At 55.5% G+C, this 20,000-nt stretch carries 14 protein-coding genes, 1 tRNA gene and 2 rRNA genes (1 of these 17 running past the window's edge); 3 read left to right on the forward strand and 14 right to left on the reverse strand.

Going from position 1 to position 20,000, the window contains the following annotated elements; translation table 11 throughout:
- Positions 1 to 250 precede the first annotated feature (250 nt).
- The 6 genes from dxs to GOW04_RS21225 form a co-directional block, all read right to left on the reverse strand.
- The gene (gene dxs, locus GOW04_RS21200) at positions 251 to 2,179 is read right to left on the reverse strand and encodes a 1-deoxy-D-xylulose-5-phosphate synthase (RefSeq protein ID WP_171233934.1); all 1,929 of its coding nucleotides are present in this window, start codon (positions 2,177 to 2,179) and stop codon (positions 251 to 253) included.
- Between the two features lie 16 nt (positions 2,180 to 2,195).
- Positions 2,196 to 3,062, reverse strand: a complete 867-nt coding sequence (locus GOW04_RS21205; protein WP_171233935.1) for a polyprenyl synthetase family protein — start codon at positions 3,060 to 3,062, stop codon at positions 2,196 to 2,198.
- Positions 3,063 to 3,305: an exodeoxyribonuclease VII small subunit gene (locus GOW04_RS21210; protein WP_171233936.1), complete on the reverse strand. Its 243-nt coding sequence runs from the start codon at positions 3,303 to 3,305 to the stop codon at positions 3,063 to 3,065.
- Positions 3,302 to 4,228 carry a histone deacetylase family protein gene (locus GOW04_RS21215; protein ID WP_171233937.1) on the reverse strand — a complete coding sequence of 309 codons (927 nt, stop codon included), beginning with the start codon at positions 4,226 to 4,228 and terminating at the stop codon, positions 3,302 to 3,304. The genes GOW04_RS21210 and GOW04_RS21215 overlap by 4 nt, the downstream gene beginning before the upstream one ends.
- 68 nt (positions 4,229 to 4,296) lie before the next feature.
- A complete protein-coding gene (locus GOW04_RS21220; protein ID WP_152459691.1) occupies positions 4,297 to 4,998 on the reverse strand; it encodes a response regulator in 702 nt (233 codons plus the stop codon).
- Complete coding sequence (locus tag GOW04_RS21225; RefSeq protein ID WP_152459690.1) at positions 4,995 to 5,507, reverse strand: MarR family winged helix-turn-helix transcriptional regulator; 513 nt, start codon at positions 5,505 to 5,507, stop codon at positions 4,995 to 4,997. Before GOW04_RS21225 ends, GOW04_RS21220 begins: the two co-directional genes overlap by 4 nt.
- A gap of 160 nt (positions 5,508 to 5,667) precedes the next feature.
- On the opposite strand from GOW04_RS21225, the gene GOW04_RS21230 reads away from it, so the two are divergent.
- The 3 genes from GOW04_RS21230 to GOW04_RS21240 all read left to right on the forward strand — a co-directional run bounded on the left by GOW04_RS21230 (position 5,668) and on the right by GOW04_RS21240 (position 8,069).
- Positions 5,668 to 6,534 carry a branched-chain amino acid aminotransferase gene (locus tag GOW04_RS21230; RefSeq protein WP_152459689.1) on the forward strand — a complete coding sequence of 289 codons (867 nt, stop codon included), beginning with the start codon at positions 5,668 to 5,670 and terminating at the stop codon, positions 6,532 to 6,534.
- A 107-nt stretch (positions 6,535 to 6,641) separates the two neighbouring features.
- Positions 6,642 to 7,592: an AraC family transcriptional regulator gene (locus GOW04_RS21235; RefSeq protein WP_171233938.1), complete on the forward strand. Its 951-nt coding sequence runs from the start codon at positions 6,642 to 6,644 to the stop codon at positions 7,590 to 7,592.
- Between the two features lie 111 nt (positions 7,593 to 7,703).
- On the forward strand, positions 7,704 to 8,069 hold the full coding sequence (locus GOW04_RS21240) for a hypothetical protein (RefSeq protein WP_171233939.1): 366 nt from the start codon (positions 7,704 to 7,706) through the stop codon (positions 8,067 to 8,069).
- Positions 8,070 to 8,325: 256 nt separating this feature from the next.
- Here the strand turns inward: GOW04_RS21240 and GOW04_RS21245 are convergent, their stop codons facing one another.
- From GOW04_RS21245 to GOW04_RS21280, 8 genes are all read right to left on the reverse strand, one after another.
- The gene (locus GOW04_RS21245; protein ID WP_171233940.1) at positions 8,326 to 9,627 is read right to left on the reverse strand and encodes an adenylate/guanylate cyclase domain-containing protein; all 1,302 of its coding nucleotides are present in this window, start codon (positions 9,625 to 9,627) and stop codon (positions 8,326 to 8,328) included.
- Between the two features lie 178 nt (positions 9,628 to 9,805).
- Positions 9,806 to 10,996 (reverse strand): acyl-CoA dehydratase activase-related protein, encoded by a 1,191-nt coding sequence (locus tag GOW04_RS21250; protein WP_171233941.1) that lies wholly within the window; start codon positions 10,994 to 10,996, stop codon positions 9,806 to 9,808.
- Positions 10,947 to 13,082: a BadF/BadG/BcrA/BcrD ATPase family protein gene (locus GOW04_RS22335; RefSeq protein WP_171233942.1), complete on the reverse strand. Its 2,136-nt coding sequence runs from the start codon at positions 13,080 to 13,082 to the stop codon at positions 10,947 to 10,949. Before GOW04_RS22335 ends, GOW04_RS21250 begins: the two co-directional genes overlap by 50 nt.
- Complete coding sequence (locus GOW04_RS21260) at positions 13,079 to 14,590, reverse strand: hypothetical protein (protein ID WP_171233943.1); 1,512 nt, start codon at positions 14,588 to 14,590, stop codon at positions 13,079 to 13,081. Before GOW04_RS21260 ends, GOW04_RS22335 begins: the two co-directional genes overlap by 4 nt.
- Positions 14,591 to 14,742: 152 nt before the next feature.
- Positions 14,743 to 16,299 carry a hypothetical protein gene (locus tag GOW04_RS21265; protein WP_171233944.1) on the reverse strand — a complete coding sequence of 519 codons (1,557 nt, stop codon included), beginning with the start codon at positions 16,297 to 16,299 and terminating at the stop codon, positions 14,743 to 14,745.
- A gap of 640 nt (positions 16,300 to 16,939) precedes the next feature.
- Positions 16,940 to 17,016, reverse strand: a tRNA-Met gene (locus tag GOW04_RS21270).
- A 117-nt stretch (positions 17,017 to 17,133) separates the two neighbouring features.
- Positions 17,134 to 17,248: ribosomal RNA gene (gene rrf / locus GOW04_RS21275) — 5S ribosomal RNA — on the reverse strand.
- Between the two features lie 186 nt (positions 17,249 to 17,434).
- Positions 17,435 to 20,000, reverse strand: a 23S ribosomal RNA gene (locus tag GOW04_RS21280) (it continues 300 nt past the right edge of the window).

Below are 20,000 nucleotides of genomic sequence, written 5' to 3' on the forward strand. Positions count from 1 at the left end.
GCTCCGTTCTGGGAGCCGCGAGTCACGCAGCGCAGCAAAAAATAATGCATCCTGACCCTAGCTATGGGGTATAGTGGTGCAGAACGGAATAGCGTGAAACATCGAAACGTATTTTAGATATGGTCAGAAAACATGAGTGTTCCGTGGTGCTCCAAGATTTTGGTTTTGGATTTCCCTCAGCGGCACCAGATAAATCCAAGTCAAACGGATTTCGGCCCTCGCAACGTCCGCTGCCCTGCCGACAGGCACGCTAAGCGCGTTTCTCTCCGATCGAGGCAACACCCAGAACATCCAGAACTTTCGCTTCGATATGCTCGGCATTCATGCCGGCCACCGCATACATGTCCGCGGGGCTGGCTTGATCGATGAAGATATCAGGCAAAACCATCGAGCGGTATTTCAGCCCCCGATCAAATACACCTTCATCCGCCAAAAGTTGAGCGACATGGCTGCCAAAACCGCCAACGGCCCCTTCTTCTATGGTGATCAACGCCTCGTGGCGGGACACCAGATCCAGGATCAGGTCACGGTCAAGAGGTTTGGCAAAACGAGCGTCGGCAATCGTGGGCGTTATGCCTTTGGCTGAAAGGGATTCCGCCGCCTTCTGAACCTCTGCCAGACGTGTACCGAATGAAAGCAGAGCCACCCGCGCACCTTCCCGGATAACGCGGCCCTTGCCGATTTCCAGAACCTCGCCGCGTTCGGGCAAGTCCACCCCGACACCTTCGCCGCGCGGATACCGGAACGCAATGGGGCCTTCGTCATGCGCGGCGGCGGTCGCCACCATATGCATCAGCTCGGCCTCGTCTGCGGCAGCCATGACGACCATACCGGGCAGGTTGGCCAGATAGGCAATGTCGAACGATCCCGCATGGGTGGCGCCGTCAGCCCCAACCAAACCTGCCCGGTCGATTGCAAAACGTACGGGCAGGCGCTGAATCGCCACGTCATGTACCACCTGGTCGTAACCACGCTGGAGAAAGGTCGAATACATTGCGCAGAACGGCTTCATTCCTCCTGCGGCAAGCGCAGCCGAAAACGTCACGCCGTGCTGTTCGGCAATCGCCACATCAAAGCAACGTGACGGATAGCGCTCGGCGAACAGGTTGAGGCCAGTTCCGTCGGGCATGGCAGCGGTCACGGCAACGATCTTGTCGTCACGCGCGGCCTCATCCACCAGCACCTTGCCAAATACAGACGTATAAGAGGGCGCGTTTGAAGGTGCCTTCTTTTGTTCTCCAGTAACCACATCGAACTTGGCCGTGGCATGGCCTTTGTCGCGGGCCTGTTCGGCGGGGGCATACCCCTTGCCTTTTTTCGTCAATACATGGATCAGAATCGGCCCGGTTGCCCTTGATTTGACCGTACGCAGAACAGGCAGCAGCTGGTCCATGTCATGGCCATCTATCGGGCCGAGATAGGAAAACCCAAGCTCTTCGAACAGCGTGCCGCCCACCGCCATGCCTTTCAGCATCTCTTTGGCGCGCTTGGCGCCCTCCCGGAACGGCTCGGGCAGCAATGAGACAGCGCCTTTTGCAGCGGCTTTCAGATCGTGAAACGGTTCTTCGGAATAGATACGCGACAAATAGCTGGACAACGCACCAACTGGCGGCGCGATGCTCATTTCGTTATCGTTCAGAATGACGATCAGACGCTTTTTCAGGTGGCCTGCATTGTTCATCGCTTCAAAGGCCATGCCCGCAGACATCGAACCATCGCCGATCACCGCAATTGCGTCGCCCAACCCTTCGGGCGTTACACCACCCAGATCCCGCGCAACAGCAAAGCCCAAAGCAGCGCTGATCGACGTGCTGGAATGCGCCGCGCCAAATGGGTCATAGGGGCTTTCGCTGCGCTTGGTGAAGCCGCTGAGCCCACCTTTCATGCGCAATGTGCGGATGCGATCACGTCGTTCGGTCAGGATTTTGTGCGGATAACACTGATGACCCACATCCCAGATGATCTTGTCTCGGGGCGTATCAAACACGGCGTGCAACGCGGTGGTCAGTTCAACAACCCCCAAGCCAGCCCCCAGATGCCCGCCGGTGACGGCAACCGCGGAAATTGTTTCGGCCCGCAACTCCTGTGCGACCTGGTGCAGTTGCGCGTCCGAGAACTGCTTGAGATCCGCAGGGCGGTTCACAAGATCCAGCAGGGGCGTATTGGGGCGGTCAGACATGTGGCGCGTTCCTGGCTTAGCTGTCCCGGGCAATAACGAAGCGGGCGGCTTCCTTCAAGGTTTCCGCCTTCGGACCAAACCCGTCCAAAGCGGCGCAGGCCTGATCCACCAGCTCACTTGCGCGGGCTTTGGCAGCAGGCAGACCCAAAAGCGAAACAAAAGTGGCTTTCCCTGCCTCAGTATCTTTTTGCAATCGCTTGCCCGCCTTTTGGGCATCGCCTTCAATGTCAAGGATGTCATCTGCGATCTGAAAAGCAAGACCCATTGCCCGGGCATATCGGCGCAACGGGTCAGGATCGGATCGGGCCATAACGGCGCCAACGCAGGCTGACCACTCGATCAGGGCGCCTGTCTTTCCGGCCTGAAGACGCGTGATTTCGTCCAGCGACAGCGGTTCGGCGGCCGTTTCCGCGGCAATGTCCAGCGCCTGTCCCAGCACCATACCTTGTGCGCCGCTGGCTTTGGCCAGGGTCAGGGCAAGGTCTGCGCGAATGTCTGCGGACCCAACCTGCGAACAGGTGCAAAGTTCAAAAGCAAGCGTCTGAAGGGCATCCCCGGCGAGAACAGCCGTGCCCTCATCCCACTCTACGTGAACGGTGGGCCGCCCGCGGCGCAGGTCATCGTCATCCATGCAGGGCAGGTCGTCATGCACCAGGGAATAAGCGTGCAGCGCCTCTATGGCCGTAGCCGGCCAGATCGCCCGGTCTTCTTCAACATCATGCAGTCGGGCACTTTCCAATGCCAGAAATCCGCGCAACCGCTTTCCGCCTCGGGTGGCATATGCCATGGCCCGGGTGACATCCACGTCTGCAAACGCGCCCAAAACCAGATCAAAATGGCTTTGAATGCTGGCAGCATCCTGCGCAAGTCTTTCGGGGAACATTCACATACCTTCGACAGGCGTCGTACCGGTCGGCTGACCACTGGCGTCCAGAGTGATCGCTGCGACTTTTTCTTCCGCGCGCTTCAACTCCTCCTCGCACCGCTTTTTCAGCTCCGCGCCGCGTTCGTACAGCGCAATTGATTGATCCAGCGCGACATCGCCACGTTCCAGCTGGCCAACTACGGCTTCAAGCTCTTTCATCGCCTGTTCGAATGTCATCTGGTCTACGGGGGTCTGGGTCATCGGGCTGCCTTTATCAATTCTTCCACATGGGCGCGTGTGGCCTGGGCCAGTGCGTTCAGATCATACCCGCCTTCCAGAGTCGAGACGATACGACCGTCGCAAACCTCGTCAGCAATCCTGCACAGCTCTGCGGTGATCCAGGCGAAGTCATCAGTGGCCCAGTTCAGATTGGCCAGCGGGTCGTCCTGATGGGCGTCGAACCCTGCGGAAATGATAATCAGTTCCGGCCTGAAGGCCCGCAAGCGCGGAAAGGCCTTCGTTTCATAGGCGGCACGCATCTCGGCGCCACCACTGTCGGGCGCCAGAGGGATGTTGAGAACCGTATCGTAAACACCCGTTTCCTCGGGCCGGCCCGATCCGGGCCACAAAGGCATCTGCTGACTGGTTATCACCAAAGCCCGCGCTTCATCCCACAACAGGTCCTGGGTTCCATTGCCGTGATGCACGTCGAAGTCGACCACGGCCACACGTTTCAAACCGTGATGGTCCAGCGCGTGTTTCGCCGCCAATGCTGCATTTCCAAACAGGCAAAAGCCCATGGCCGTTTCGAATTCCGCGTGGTGCCCCGGCGGGCGAATGGCACAGAATGCGTTCGAGGCTTCACCGCTCAAAACCAGATCAACGGCCCGCACCACCGCACCCGCCGCGCGGTAAGCTGCGTCCACCGATCCCGGAGACAGGAACGTATCCCCGTCGATCTGTGCGAACCCGTCCGCAGGGCGCGCGGCCCGAATGTCGCGAACATAGCTCTCGGGGTGAATGCGCAGAAGATCGTCATCCGCAGCCATCGGAGCCGTCACCCGCTTCAGCTCCAGCGCTTCCAATGCATGCAGAATATGCTCCAGCCGCGCCACCCGCTCCGGGTGCCCGTCAGGTGTCACATGGCCCAGACAATCGGCGTGGGTCAAAAGGGCGGTTGTCATTGGGATCCCATCTTCATCTGACTACAAATATCCTCGCCGAAGGTCAAAAAACGCCGCGCAGCGGCATCTCAATCCGGCGCAAGCATATACCCTGCGCCCCGCACAGTCTGCAAATAGCGTGGCTGCTTGGGGTCCTGTTCGATTTTGCGTCGAAGGCGCGTGATCTGCACATCCACTGCGCGCTCCTGCGCCTGACCTTTGTCGCGCCCCAGATCCTCGACCAGCTTGGCGCGGCTGATCGGCTCTCCGGGCTGGGCCGAAAATATCTTCATCAACTGGCTTTCGGTTGCGGTCAGACGGACCGGATCTTCGCCCTGCCACATCTCGCCGCGTTCAATGTCATAGCGGATGGGCCCGAGGTTCAGGATCTTCGCCGTGGTTTCTTCTGCCGGTGTTTCCGGCATCCGGCGCAGGATCGCATTGATCCGCAACAGCAGCTCTTTCGGCTCGAACGGTTTTGCCAGGTAATCATCCGCCCCAGCCTCGAGGCCCGCGATCCGGTGTTCCGTCTCGCCCTTTGCTGTCAGCAGCAGGATCGGTGTCGTATGCGTTTCCCGCAAAGCGCGGGTCAGACTGACACCATCCTCGCCCGGCATCATCACGTCCATGACGATCATGTCGAAATCCAACCCCGACAATACGCGCCGCGCGTGGGCCGCATCCCGTGCCGCAGTAACCAGAAACCCGTTTCGCATCAAAAACTTCTTGAGCAGATCACGAATGCGCTCGTCGTCGTCAACAATCAGCAGATGGGCATCCATATCGCTCATGTGGTCGTATCCCGAAGTTTCGTATAGGCATGACGCATATCAGCATCCATCATTGCTTCAAGCACTTTGCGAAATCCAGCCACGGCTTCGGGACCGGCATCCTTGTAGGCGGCGCGCATTCTGGCCCGCTGAGCATCCGACAACGTGGTTTCCAGCGACTGCCCCTTTTCCGTCAGAAATAGGTGGCGTTCTCGTTTGTCCACTGTACCCACGCGGCTTTCCACCAAACCATCCTCGATCAAGGTTCGCAAAACCCTGTTCAGAGACTGTTTTGTTACGCCAAGGATGGCCAACAAATTGTTGACCGTCGTGCCCGGCGCGCGGTTGATGAAGTGGATTGCCCGATGGTGGGCGCGGCCATAGGCCATCTCTGCGAGGATGCGATCGGGATCAGCCGTAAAGCCACGATAGGCGAAGAACATGGCCTCGATCCCCTGCCTCAATTGCTCATCGGTCAAAAACAAAAGGCTCTCGCCCCCATAACGCGGGGCCGGACGGATGTCGGACATATCATGCCTCATTCGTTACTACCGGGCCGAGTTTATGTCAGCGTTATTGACATTCCAAGAGTAGAGCGGTATCGAATTGCAGTTTTTGCGCAATATTATGTCCGCACCGGACCTAAATCGCGCAACAATCGAAAACTCAACCCGGTTCAGGAGGTTTCGCATGGCGGGGTATGATGATCGTGATGGCACCATTTGGATGGATGGTAAGCTGGTGCCCTGGCGTGAGGCCAATGTGCACATTCTGACCCACGCAATGCACTATGCGTCATCGGTATTCGAAGGCGAGCGCGCATACAACGGCAAGATCTTCAAAAGCCGCGAACATTCCCAGCGTCTGATCGCCTCGGCCGAAGCGCTGGACATGCCGATGCCTTATTCGGTTGATGAAATCGAAGCCGCCAAGGAAGAAGCGCTGAAAGCCAGCGGTTTGCAGGACGCGTATGTGCGGGCGCTGGTCTGGCGTGGCTCGGGCGAGGATATGGGCGTGGCCTCGGCGCGCAATCCGGTGCGCATGGCCATCGCAGTCTGGCCTTGGGGCGCCTATTACGGCGATGCCAAGATGCAGGGTGCCAAGCTGGACATCGCCGAATGGAAACGCCCCAGCCCGGAAACCATCCCGGTCCATGCCAAGGCGGCGGGTCTTTACATGATTTGCACCATTTCCAAGCACAAGGCCGAGGCCAAAGGATGCTCGGACGCATTGTTCATGGACTGGCGCGGATATGTCGCCGAGGCCACCGGCGCAAACGTGTTTTTCGTCAAGGATGGCGAGGTGCACACCCCGCTGGCAGACTGCTTCCTGAACGGCATCACCCGCCAGACGGTGATCCAGATGCTGAAAGACAAGGGCATCACCGTGCATGAGCGCCGCATCAAGCCCGAAGAAATGGCTGACTTCGAACAGTGCTGGCTGACCGGTACCGCGGCCGAGGTCACGCCTGTCGGACAGATCGGCGAATATACATTCGAGGTCGGCGACCTGACCCGCCAAATCGCCGAAGACTACGAGAAACTGGTTCGCTCGTAAGCTGTTGCCCCCGCTTTGTCGGGGGCTTTTTGTTGCCAAACGTGCAATTATTTGTGCAAACCGTTCGGCCATCTGGACGGATTGCACAGAATGCGTATCTTCGGCACATGTTGGACCTTCTCAGCGATATTCTCACCCGCCTTTCCCTCCGCGGCACGTTTTACTTCCGCACGTCATTCACACCGCCCTTCGGAATTCAGGTGCCGGGATTCGAAAACGTGGCGCGGTTTCATTTTGTGCAGCGTGGTGAGCTCAAGGTTCATGTCTCGACCACGGGGGAGACCCTGCGGTTGAGGCAGGGGGACCTGATCCTGATCCCCCACGGGGCGCCGCACGCATTGCTCTGTGCCGAGGTCAAGCCGTTGGACGCATTGCCCCTGGAGCAGGTGCTGGAGCGCGCGGGCTACACAGGCGAAGGCGTGCTGGTCTATGGCGGTGATGACGAGGAACGGGATACACAGCTGATCTGTGGTCATTTCTCTTTTTCCGGCCCGGCCGGCCGAAACGGCACCGGGCATATGCTGATCGACCGCCTGCCGCCCTATATCCTGATCGAGAATTATGGCGAAGAGGCCGGATCGTGGATAGAAGCCACCCTGCGCATGATCGGGTCTGAGGTTTCAGGCGCAAAAATCGGTGGCGACCTGATCGCGCTGAAACTGTCCGAGGCCCTGTTCGCTCAGGCGATCCGGGCCTATCTGGAGCGTCAGAGCCCACAGGATTCCGCATTGGCAGGATTTGCTGATCAGCGAATCTCGCGGGCCTTGACCGCGTTCCATCAGGCCCCGGCCAAGGACTGGAGCGTCGCGTCTTTGGCACGTGTGGCGGGTATGTCGCGCACTGCCTTTGCTCAGCTTTTCGCTGAAAAGATGGGTACTACGCCGATGCAGTACCTCACGGATTGGCGGATACAGATCGCGTGCCACGGCCTGACCGAGGCACGTTGGAACGTGGCAGATGCAGCGGCCGAGGTCGGGTATGCCTCCGAGGCGGCTTTCTCACGCGTGTTCAAGAAACAGGTTGGGCTATCACCGGCTGCGTACCGAGCGATGCATTGATCCCCCAAGTTTTTTGAACGAACTGCATAGTATCAGAGACGATCAGGAATTCAGCGTTCGGCTTGGGCGTCCTACCTTCCCTTTATCATTGATTGAGAAAAGGAAGATCTCATGCCCCTGCGTTTCGTTACCCGCTCTGTCCATGCTTACCTCGACTACCCTGTCGCCATTGCCCTCATGACGTTGCCGTTCCTTTTGGGATTGGGCGAATCCAACGCCCTGGCCCTGTGGCTGTCGGTTGTCACCGGTGTTGCTGCATTTGTTCTGACGGTACTGACGGATCACCACCTTGGGATTTGGCGGGTCCTTCCCTACAAGTTCCATCTGGCCGTAGATTTGATTGTCGGCATCACCTTCCTGTTTGCACCCAGCATTCTGGGGTTCTCAGGACTGGATGCGGTGTTTTACTGGTTGAACGGTGCGGCCGTGGTGCTTGTCATCTCGCTCAGCGCGCCCGAGCAGGAAGTCGCCGCATGAAACCGTTGACTACGGTTGTCCCAGTTTCACCGTAAAGCGCCACGGTCCGGGCCGCCGGGGTTTTCACCCGGCGGCTCGCTCTTGAAAGAAGGTCTGGCGTCAAAGGCATGCCCCCACCGTCTCAACAGGCCATCCGGCTGCGACCTGCACCTACCTCCATGTGATCTGTTGTTTGAACTGACTCAGGTTCGCCCCAGTCCAGTCACTGATTGAACCCGCACTGACCTTGGGACGTTTCACCGAGAAGATAAGGTTTTCAGCCTTTGATGAGCCGCTCGGACGAGTGTGAAGTCACAGGTTTGTCGTGGACTTTCAGCAGCCAATACGGTTGGATTTCACCATTTCCCTTGATATTGATAACCTCTCGTCTCTCGCAATCCACATATTCGGCTATCTCGTCTCTTACTTCGGGTGAGATTTGAACGCGCCCGGGCTCTCCGGTGCTTTCCATTCTTGAAGCGATGTTGACTGTATCACCCCAAACGTCAAAAAACGGTTTGTCGCCGCCGATTACACCTGCGATTACCGGGCCTTTGTGAATTCCGACCCGCAGGGACACCTTTGGATGCAGATTGTCTGTCACCCGCTCGACCGTCGCAATCATATCAATCGCCAACGCCGCCATGCGAACCGAATCCGGTTGCGCCTCTTTGACCGAGGGGTCCAGACCACCTGCAACCATGTAACTGTCACCGATGGTTTTGATTTTCTCCAGCTTGTAGCTCAAAACCAGTTCATCGAATGCTGAGAACACGGAGCCCAGCAATTTGACCGTCGCCCTTGCCCCATTGGCGGCCGCGAATTCAGAAAATCCAGACAAATCAGAAAACAAAATTGTAGCGTCATCAATTCTTTCAGCAATTAGCCTGTCCGGATGTGCTTTGATGCGCTTGGCAATACGTGAAGGCAGCAGAACATTTATCAACCGCTCGGAAACAGCAAATTCCTTTTCCAAAGCATCTTCGTAACGATCTATTGCGGCATTTGCAGAATAGGAGGTGAAAAAAAGCGCCGAGACGATTCCCAAAATCAGCACAATGAAAATAACATCCTGAGGTTGCCTTACAAATCCGTTTCGATAGGACTGCGCAATTATTTCCCAAATCGTTTCGCCAGGCGGTATGTGCAAAGGAACGACAAGCGATATATAAATAAACAAAGCTGCGCTGAGGATCGTTATCAAAGTGATCCAACGCCAATATGCGGCCCCTAGAAAATAAAAAAGCAAGGGCGGGCCGACAAGCAAGACCAGATGATCTTCACCGTTTTTGCCGACGCTGATGTCATGGGCCAGAAACAGGAACAACCACACTGTAAAATAAGCGACTTTGACCTCAAGGCCGAAGCGATCCAGCGTCATCGTCAAAAGCGCCGCGAAGCCAAGACCAAAGTTTACCCATGCGAGATATCTCCAGTCTGGCCCAAGTTGGAACTGGTAGAAAGCTGTGAAACCGAACCCAAGCGACGCAATAAAGGCAGCAACGTTAACAACCTGCATCTTTCGTTTTATTTTTCCATCGTCGATCGGATTTTCAGAGTCCACAATGTGTTTCAGCAAAGCATCGCCCCCGCGCCAACTCTATGCGAAATATCCCCCAAATCCCCATCTTAGTCGATAAGCCCCAGGTTGTTTGTTCAGAAGCTACTTTCGCGTCGCGACGCCAACACAGCCTGAACCGCTTTTGGCCTCGCGCCCGCAAACGGGCGCCCTACCACCCTGAAAACCGGCCATTGGATCAAGTTGGCAACAGTAATTCAGGTGGTGCAGTTTTCAGGGCCTCCAGCTTGCTCTGAATGATTTTCGGTGATTTCTGTTCCAGATAGTAAGCAATGGTTTCCACACGAATTCGAACAGATCCGGCAGGTTTCGTCTCATCGAGATCCTGAAACACGAAGAAAAGCGTTCCAAGCGCTTCGGTAATTTCCTGGACTGGTGAATAAGTCGGCTGATCCATTCCGCATTCATAACTGGAGAACCGGATTGAACAGGTTATCCACGGCATAATGGATCCATAGCGTGCAGCCCAAAGAAGTTCGTTGGTGTTTGCGCTGTGGGATGTTTTCCAAATATCCGAAATGTCAAAAGGGCTTTGAATTCGGCCAGCTTTGATCAGATCGCCGTATAACCAATCCAGTATCTCTGCGTCCAATGGCAGGTACTGACCCCAGAGGATCGGATAACCAAAGGCCTGCAACTCACTTTCAATGGCGTGGCCAATTCCGGTGTCCATGTGGTAAGGGCGGCCCAAGGCCAGGATGCAAGGTCGATGTTGTGTGGCGCATTCGGACAGTACCGCCAGACTTTGCCGCCGCAGACTCTGATCAAACTCTTGAAGGGCGTCATAGGCTTTGGCAACCGCAGCGCGCAGTTCAGCCAAGCGCAAGTCGGTGATTACACCCTTCAGGGCGTCGTACAACTGCCGGGTCGCAATTTGTGGGTCTGCCAGGGACACGGCCGGCGAAAGATAACATACGCCCAGTTCCTTGAACACGTCCTTTTCCCGCCGAAATCCAGCTCGAGTACTTTCGGGGCCGGCAATGACGCGTGGGCAGGCCATGTTTTCCCGGACATGACCCCGCAAAAAGGATGGGACAGTCAGGATTATGGGAACGAACAGGATATCAATGGGGCGCTTTTGCCCGTCCAGCAATTCACCATAGTGGCCAGACATGCACTTGACGGGGTAACAGCAATCAACAGCACCACGCCCTTTTCCGAATTTCAGCTGCTGTGCTTCCGACGTGTCCGACGAATAGACGATATTGCGGCGACCTATTCCCAGTTCAACGAACAATGTCGTCCAAAACCTGTGCGTCGACCACTGGTTCAGGACCCGAGGGATGCCGATCCGAAAATCCCGCTTGGGTGGTTTGGACTTAGCGAAAGGCGCCTTCGCGAACGCTTTCTGCAATATTTGGATTGGCATTCGCTTCCTCGTCGATTTGCTTTTTTCGCGCTTTCATCTCGGCTGCGTCTTCAATCAACCCTTTCGAGCAAGAATTGCCGGTAATCACCCGCTCCCACCCTTCCGCCAGAGGAACCTTGCTGTTTGCCCGGCCACGACCGCCGGGGATCTGAACATCCACAAAGGCCCGGCTACAGTTCATCGCACACCACTTGCAGGTGGTTTTGCTGTTGGTTGTACTGACATATTCCAACTCTTCGACGCGGTCGTGCCCGACGAACCGGGACGTTTGCCCGGTGTTCACATGTTCAAGCGCAAGAAGGGCGGCGCCCAACGCGCCAGCCTCGCCAGCATGAGGGTGCACGGTAATTTCCGCGTCAGGAATTTTACCCCTGATGAAATCGATCTGGGCTTTGACGACGGCCAGGTTTCGATGTGTTCCACCTTGCAGGACAAACTTCCTGCCGATGGCCTTGAGGTTCTGAAACTGCCCGGCATAGATCCAAACATTCAGGGGCAGGACCGCAGCAAGGCTTGCCATGATTTCTTCTGCCGCCCACCCTTTGCGTTGCTGGTTCACGATGTCGGACTGAAGGAACACGCCGCACCCCATCATCAGTTTCGGCATCCGCTTGGCGCTGAAGGCTTTTTCGGCATAGTCCTCAAGCCGGACATCATAGCGTTCGGCAACGCCTTGAAGAAACGCCCCATTGCCGGAAGAACATTGGGAATTGAGCCGAAAATCGACGACCGCTTTCTGCCGCAACAGCATGATTTTGACATCGGTTCCACCAACGTCGCATATCGCGTCTGCTTCGGGATGTATGTGCATGGCAGCAGCCGCATGTGCGACCGTCTCAACCACTGGCACGTCCGCCCCCAAAATATCCTTCAGCAGATCTTTCCCATACCCCGTCAGGCCAAGAGCGCCGATATTCTCGATTCCTGCGTCACGCAACTTGCGGAAAACGGACTTGGCATCTTCGATCGGGTTTCCCTGACTGTGCTGATAGACCGAAGCCTTGATTTCCGCGTCGCGGTCCAACGCCACCGCCTTGACCGTGGTGCTGCCGAAATCGCACCCGACATAGTATGTCTCGGCCGCAACGGGCTGGGGCATTTGGATCACGGGTTGGGTAAAATCCTCAAGGAACCGGACGAGTTCACCGTTCCGGGCCAAGGCCTCTTGCCCGGTCTTGGCCTTTTCACCGTGCTGGCCTGTTTCCACCCACCATTTCAGGCCATCCGTGCCGGAATAGGCCCGGGATATATTTTGTTCCCGACGAGAGATCTCGACGCAGCCGAGGCTTGCATAGTACAAGGCATCGCCGGGAACCAGGATTGCATCGGTGACGCTCTGTCCTGCTTTCAATACGACATTGCGCTCGTCCCAGAGCGCGGCCAAATGGCTTGCCCATGCCTGCTGAAGACCTTGAAAGAACATGTTCGGTCCGCCCAGCAAAAGCACTGATGGTGTGGGGGTGTTGCCTTTTGTCAAAGTCGCCAGGTTCTGCCGCACGACCGCGTCAAACAAGCTTGCGATGATTTCGGTCTTGGGAACTCCGGCCTTGACCAGACTGTTTGCGTCAGTCTCTGCAAAGATCCCGCATTTGGCGCTGATCCGATGAAGGGTTTGACCATCGAATGGCAGAGTGGTCAGCTCGTCCGGGGAAATGTTCAGTTTTCGTGCGGACTTTTCGATAAAGGTGCCCGTACCGCCGCTGCAGGCTGATTGCATATAGACCTGCTTGGCCTTGCCTGCGGAGGTTGGCGTGAAGAACAACGTCTTCATGTCTTCACCGCCAATTTCAGACACGAAATGCACATCCGGATGCAACGCTTCGACGGCGGCGGCGACGGCGACAACTTCCTGGATTTGCCGCGCGTTCACATGATCTGCCAGTGTCCCTGCCCCGGATCCTGTAAACGTGACAACATCGCGACCGACGGTCAGGCCGGCCTCCAGCTCCATCTGCGACAGCAGTTCAAGGGTTTTCTCGGCCTGGCGTGTTTTGTGACGACCATAGGCTTTCCAGATGACTTCGCCATCTTCTACCACGACGCCTTTTACAGTTGTCGATCCAATATCTACCCCAGCGAATTTCACAACGTGGCATTTCCCAGCTCAAGCACGACATTGGATGCGGTACCCACGGCGCCACGATGGGGAACTTTCCAAAATGGCGTGTTGACCTTGGGATGCTCTTTGGCGCGCCTTCTGGCCTCGTCCGCAGTCAACCCGGCGGCGGCAAGAGCAGATTCAAATTCCTCCTGCGCGCGGATCTTGGCGTCTGCCAGCACCATCTGGCACCGCGACAAAGCGTGTACGTCGCTGTCCCCTTTCACCTCGATTGGGGCATAGAGCATGTCGGGATACCGGCCCTGTACGGCCGCCATTGCGCCGATGCTCATTGTGTTGGGAAGGCAGCCATAGGGCGACAGCTCGCAAATCATATGTGCTTTTCGCTGGGTATGCGCCCAGATCGCCTTGGCGATCAGCAAATCACCCTCACCCCCGTTGATCATGTTGTCAAAAAAAGGAGCCGCCAGTTTCCGCAGCTTGTCCTGATCGGGCATCGGACGGGGAACGCCCCCAAGCATCCGGCGCATCTGATCGTATTTGAACCTGAAAAAGCGCTGCCCAAGTTTCAACAGAGCATAGTTCTGACGCGCTTTGTCTTTTATCCCGAAGCCCAGCTTTAGCTTTTGTCCGCCATACCGCATTAGGTAATCGAACCATACGACCATCGGTGCCGGCTGAACTTCGGCGCCTTCGCCTTCAAGCCATTTGTGCATATTGTAGTTCTGCACCCCTTCGGCGGTGGCCAGATAGAACTCGCCGGTGATCTTGACCATGGGCTTGACCCTCAATCGATCAAGCTGGATGTCTTCAAAGTGGTCGCGTGCACGCCTCATGGCCTTCAGAAAGCGTCTGGTCGTCGAATGCCACAGGACCGATCCCCATTTCGGCATTTGCTTCGGCCTACTCAACATGGCGTCGTATATCTCGGAAACCGCCTTCTGCGCCGCCCGGTTGGTCGCGCCTTGCTCTAGCTCATAGGGCCGCAGCTGGTATTCCAGATCCTGAATGGCATCCGCTGCCATCATGCCCAAGGCCGTGCTCAGCAGCAGGTGAATATCAGTCTGCAAACCGGCGTCTTTGCCTTTCGACTGATCGATTTCATGCTGCTGAACCAGAAACATCCTGAACGCCTCGAGCCCCAGATTCTTCAGCGCAAGCTCGTAGCTTTGGTGATATTGACCGAAACGGCAGGCCCCGCAGGCTCCGGCGGTCACATAAACATATTTTTCGGCCACTTCGTCAGCACCGATAGCCTCGGCTTCGTTTCTGAGAAAACTCGACAAGTTGCCCGTTGTGAATGCGGTTGGGCAGCACTGTCCGACATCCGCCAGTTCACGCCCCAGGTACAAGTCTTCAACTGTCACATCAGGCAGGCGCTGCGCATTGTAACCCGCACTTTTGAACAGGCCTTCCAGCAGTTTTTCGGCGCGCCATGTGACCCCACCAAACAACAGGGTGACATCCTTGCGCTGATCCGCAGTAAAAGGACGAGGTTCGTAAGCCCTATAGGACTCTTCCAAAATACGACTCATAAAAATACCCCCCAACCAACATAACATGTATTTACAATGCACAATATATTATTCAGAGATCGCCTCAGGTATTGGGAGTCCGTGTGAAACAGGACCATCGGAAATTCAGGTTTTCTTAGACGCCGGTCAGGCACTCTCAGCCTGGAAATCCATCAAATACCCAGGAATCTTTTTGCATTTCCTTCAAAAAAATCAGGTGCAAAAGGACTGATCTGTGGATCGCTGAAGAACGTGTCAAATTCGATCAGGTATTCACGGGTTCTGCCGACCATCAGGGGCATCGCCCAATCCGTTCCAAAACACACTTTGTCCCGAAAATGGTGCGGTGCGCCCGGGGTGCTGTTGCCGACTATGACGGATTTTAGCCGATGGAATATCTTTGGCTTGATCTGTGGATCCAGAATTCCCAAAATATGACCCAAGCCAAGATAGACATTGTCGAAATCCTCAACGAGGCGAATAGCACGATAGGCAAATGTTTGCTTGAAATGGGTGTTGTCTGCTGCCCATCCCATCCAATCTACTTCTTTTGCGCCACCACCATGAGCCAGGAACAACCAAAGGTTCCGGGCATTGTGGGTCTCCATCGCGTGCTTCCATAACGCTGGATCGGAGTAGATTCCGTATCCTTCCTCCACCTGAAACCCCATCGGGTTGCAATGGGCAAACAAACGCAGGTTGTGGCTGGAGAAATGGCGAATGATGTCACCCATCTTGGCCTGTGCCATCGGGTAGGGCGCAGGGTTCTGCGCTTTTTCTCTGTACTTTTCAAACTTTCGCCCAGAGGCGACCGGGGTCTGGTAGCCGCGCATATCGATCGGGCGGATCCCCAAGGGCGGATAGATTTTGTAGCCCGTTATTCCGAGTGCAACGCCTGAATCGACGATCTGTTTCCAGTTCCCGCCTCGAAACGGGTCAACCGCACCAAAATTGATCAATTCATTCGGGTTCTCAGCCGCGAGCAACTGCATCCGGTCCATTTGTTCGGTGAAGTCAAAATACGGCGGTAAGAACCCAAGCATCCCAGGCTTCTTGAGTTTTTCGAAGGCGCGGTGCATATCCAGCAGGACGCCCACGAAAAGGCTGGCTTCCGGGTCACTCGGCTGACCATTCTTCTTGAAATCCCTCTTGAGCGCTTTGAACCGGTTTCGCTCGGACAAGGTCATGATGACAATGAATTCAAGCAACTGAAAGATGCTACCGATTTGATCGGTTGGAATGCCTGCGGCACGAAAGCCTGCATCAGAGCCAGGTTTGTACAACCCACCTGAGCGCATGTGTTCAGCTTCATGAAAGAAATCGCTTTCCGCCGCTTTTTGACCAGCGACCCTGAAGGCCTCGGCCATAAACCGATCCAGCAAATCAGGGTCCGTGCCACTGTCTCCAAAAGCGGACCTGTCAGAAATTCTGCCACCGCCCACAAGCTGAACACCTATTGGGAGGTCGCCCGCCCTTGAATAGTTGATATCATGGTCAATATCGTTCAGGGCTCGGATCAGCTCCTCTATGTCCTTCCAATCCCGGTGGCTGGGGTTGGGTGTCGATTGAAACTCTCTAATCTTCTCACGAACCGGATGTGCAATGGCCCGCATAAGCTGGTCCACATCGTGATTAAGCAATGCGTCGATCAAATCGTCCTGATCAGGTTCTTCCGTCGCGGGTCTGCTGAAGTCGCTCATGCGGGTCACACTAAGCGCCAGAACGGCCAATCCAAGCGAAAGCCAATACTGTGAAAAGAACAAGTAGAAGATACTGTGCAACGGCAAATATCGCGCCGTGAACAGGTGGGTGTGCAAGTCAATAAAGGTATTTTTTCCAGTCATATTTTTGGCTCCACGAAATAAATTTCAGCCGAGAATTTTCTGTATTCGTATGACTTTGCTGTCAAAAACCGGAAATGGCTTTTGACCTTAATCTGCTGAGTTTAAGGTTTTTCGAAAAATTTTGCAATTTTCGAGCCCGGCAAGCCGCTTCGCCGAGACCGAGTTGAGCAGTGATTTCTACTGTTAGTTCATGTGAGTTGGAAGCAAAGTTCTTTAACACCGAAAGTCGAATGAAGTTAAATCCGTCGCTTAGAGCCTTGTTTCCGCTCGGTGGGCAGGTCCAAACAGGAATTGACTCATCGATGCCTACCAACCGTTCAACCAATTCGAATCTATTAGCCAATTGAGGATTAGTTTTGGATCAAACGGCCCAGAGGACGTTTGTGGATCCAACGGTGGCTTTAAGAATTAGTTACGGGAGTAGGATTTGAACCTCTGACCTTCAGGTTGTGAGCCTGACGAGGTTTGATCGTTTAGCGAACAGTCCAGTGGACTGTTTGTAGATCGAACGGTCTGCTGGAATTATTGGTTGCGGGAGCAGGATTTGAACCTGCGACCTTCAGGTTATGAGCCTGACGAGCTACCGGGCTGCTCCATCCCGCGACAGTTTTTGTGACCTAGCGCTTACGCTACTTGAGGTCTTTGGTTGGCCTATCGCTTGCGCTATTTAAGGCCGGGTATTGTTTTTTGATCGTTTAGAGAGATGTGGGCTTTTACTAGGTTTGGCGGTGACCTACTCTCCCGGGGCTTAAGCCCAAGTACCATTGGCGCGGCAGTGCTTAACTTCCGGGTTCGGGATGGGACCGGGTGTTTCACTTGCGCTATGACCACCAAACCGAGGAAAAGCCCACGTCGCTCTTTTTGCTTTGCAAAAAGGCGACGCGCGGGAGGCAGCGTATTCGCTTGCGAATGCGCGTTCCCGCACGGTTGTAATTATCAACCAACAGTGTCGCTTGGTGCGACACGATCATCCATTGTCAAGGTCGGTGTATGCTTTGGTCTTGTCTTTCCATTACTGGATCAAATCAAGCCTATCGGGCGATTAGTACCGGTCAACTGAACGCATTACTGCGCTTACATCTCCGGCCTATTGACGTGGTGGTCTTCCACGGCCCTCAGGGAGACCTTGTTTTGAGGGGGGCTTCCCGCTTAGATGCCTTCAGCGGTTATCCTGTCCGATCATAGCTACCCAGCACTGCCGTTGGCACGACAACTGGTCCACCAGTGGATCGTTCACCCCGGTCCTCTCGTACTAGGGGCAACTCCTCTCAAGTCTCCTACACCCACGGCAGATAGGGACCGAACTGTCTCACGACGTTCTAAACCCAGCTCACGTACCTCTTTAAACGGCGAACAGCCGTACCCTTGGGACCTGCTCCAGCCCCAGGATGAGATGAGCCGACATCGAGGTGCCAAACACTGCCGTCGATATGGACTCTTGGGCAGTATCAGCCTGTTATCCCCGGCGTACCTTTTATCCGTTGAGCGATGGCCCTTCCACTCGGGACCACCGGATCACTATGGCCGTCTTTCGACTCTGCTCGACTTGTCAGTCTCGCAGTCAGGCTGGCTTCTGCCATTGCACTCAACGAGCGATTTCCGACCGCTCTGAGCCAACCTTCGCGCGCCTCCGTTACGCTTTAGGAGGCGACCGCCCCAGTCAAACTACCCGCCACGCAGGGTCCCGGATCCGGATAACGGACCGCGGTTAGACATCAAGAGTGCGAAGGGTGGTATCTCAAGGGAGGCTCCACCGCGACTGGCGTCACGGTTTCAAAGCCTACCACCTATCCTGCACATCACAATCCTGATGCCAGTGCGAAGCTGTAGTAAAGGTGCACGGGGTCTTTCCGTCTAACCGCGGGAAGCCTGCATCTTGACAGGCAATTCAATTTCGCTGAGTCGATGTTGGAGACAGCGGGGAAGTCGTTACGCCATTCGTGCAGGTCGGAACTTACCCGACAAGGAATTTCGCTACCTTAGGACCGTTATAGTTACGGCCGCCGTTTACCTGGGCTTCAATTCAAGGCTCTCACCTCTCCTTTTAACCTTCAGGCACCGGGCAGGCGTCAGACCCTATACGTCGTCTTGCGACTTCGCAGAGCCCTGTGTTTTTAATAAACAGTCGCCACCCCCTGGTTTGTGCCCCCAGCCCCTAGTTGCCTAGGAACCGGGCCTCCTTCTCGCGAACTTACGGAGGTATTTTGCCGAGTTCCTTCAACATCGTTCTCTCAAGCGCCTTGGTATGCTCTACCAGTCCACCTGTGTCGGTTTAGGGTACGGTCTGATGGAGGGCTATTTCCAGGAACCACTCAGCAGCCCAATCAATCCGATAAGATTGAACTACACCTGTGATCCGTCACATCCTCCTGGCCTAGGAATATTAACCTAGTTCCCATCGCCTACGCCTTTCGGCCTCGGCTTAGGGGCCGGCTTACCCTGCTCAGATTAGCTTTAAGCAGGAACCCTTGGACTTTCGGCGAGAGTGTCTCTCACACTCTTTGTCGCTACTCATGTCATCATTCTCACTAGTGATCTCTCCACCGGATCCCTCACAGGCCGGCTTCATCGAAAGAACTCTATCCTGCGCTACCGCCTATTCGGCTACTTGAGCGCGATTACTCGCGCCACATAACCGGCGGCAATACAGGATGAGTTCTATGTCACACTACGCTCTGCTACCATGCCTTACGGCATCCTAAGCTTCGGCTCATGGCTTGAGCCCCGTTACATCTTCGCCGCAGGACAACTTGTTTAGACCAGTGAGCTGTTACGCTATCTTTAAAGGATGGCTGCTTCTAAGCCAACCTCCTGGTTGTTTTGGTCGTCCCACCTGCTTTCCCACTTAGCCATGAATTGGGGGCCTTAGCTGTAGGTCAGGGTTGTTTCCCTCTCCACTACGGACGTTAGCATCCGCAGTGTGTCTGCCATCTAGTACTCCCGGGTATTCGGAGTTTGGTTAGGATCAGTAAGCCTGTGGGGCCCCATTACCCATCCAGTGCTCTACCCCCCGGGGTATTCGGATGACGCTCTACCTAAATAGATTTCGCAGAGAACCAGCTATCTCCGAGTTTGATTGGCCTTTCACCCCTAGGCACAGCTCATCCCGATCCTTTTCAACGGATGTGGGTTCGGTCCTCCAGTAAGTGTTACCTTACCTTCAACCTGGCCATGCCTAGATCACTCGGTTTCGGGTCTGATCCCACGAACTCATACGCCCTATTAAGACTCGCTTTCGCTACGCCTACACCTAACGGCTTAAGCTTGCTCGTGAGACCAAGTCGATGACCCATTATACAAAAGGTACGCCGTCAGCTCGCAAGGAGCCTCCGACTGATTGTAGGCGTTCGGTTTCAGGTACTGTTTCACTCCCCTCGTCGGGGTGCTTTTCACCTTTCCCTCACGGTACTGGTTCGCTATCGGTCAGCAAGGAGTACTTAGCCTTCGAAGGTGGTCCTCCGATCTTCAGACAGAATTTCACGTGTTCCGCCCTACTTAATACGTCCGTCAAAGCTTCCTATACGGGGCTGTCACCCGCTATGGCCACGCTTCCCAACGTGTTCTAGTCACTTATCCGGCTCGGCTGG

Origin of the sequence: Ruegeria sp. HKCCA4812, from assembly GCF_013034245.1 — a bacterium.
Classification (GTDB): Bacteria; Pseudomonadota; Alphaproteobacteria; order Rhodobacterales; family Rhodobacteraceae; genus Ruegeria.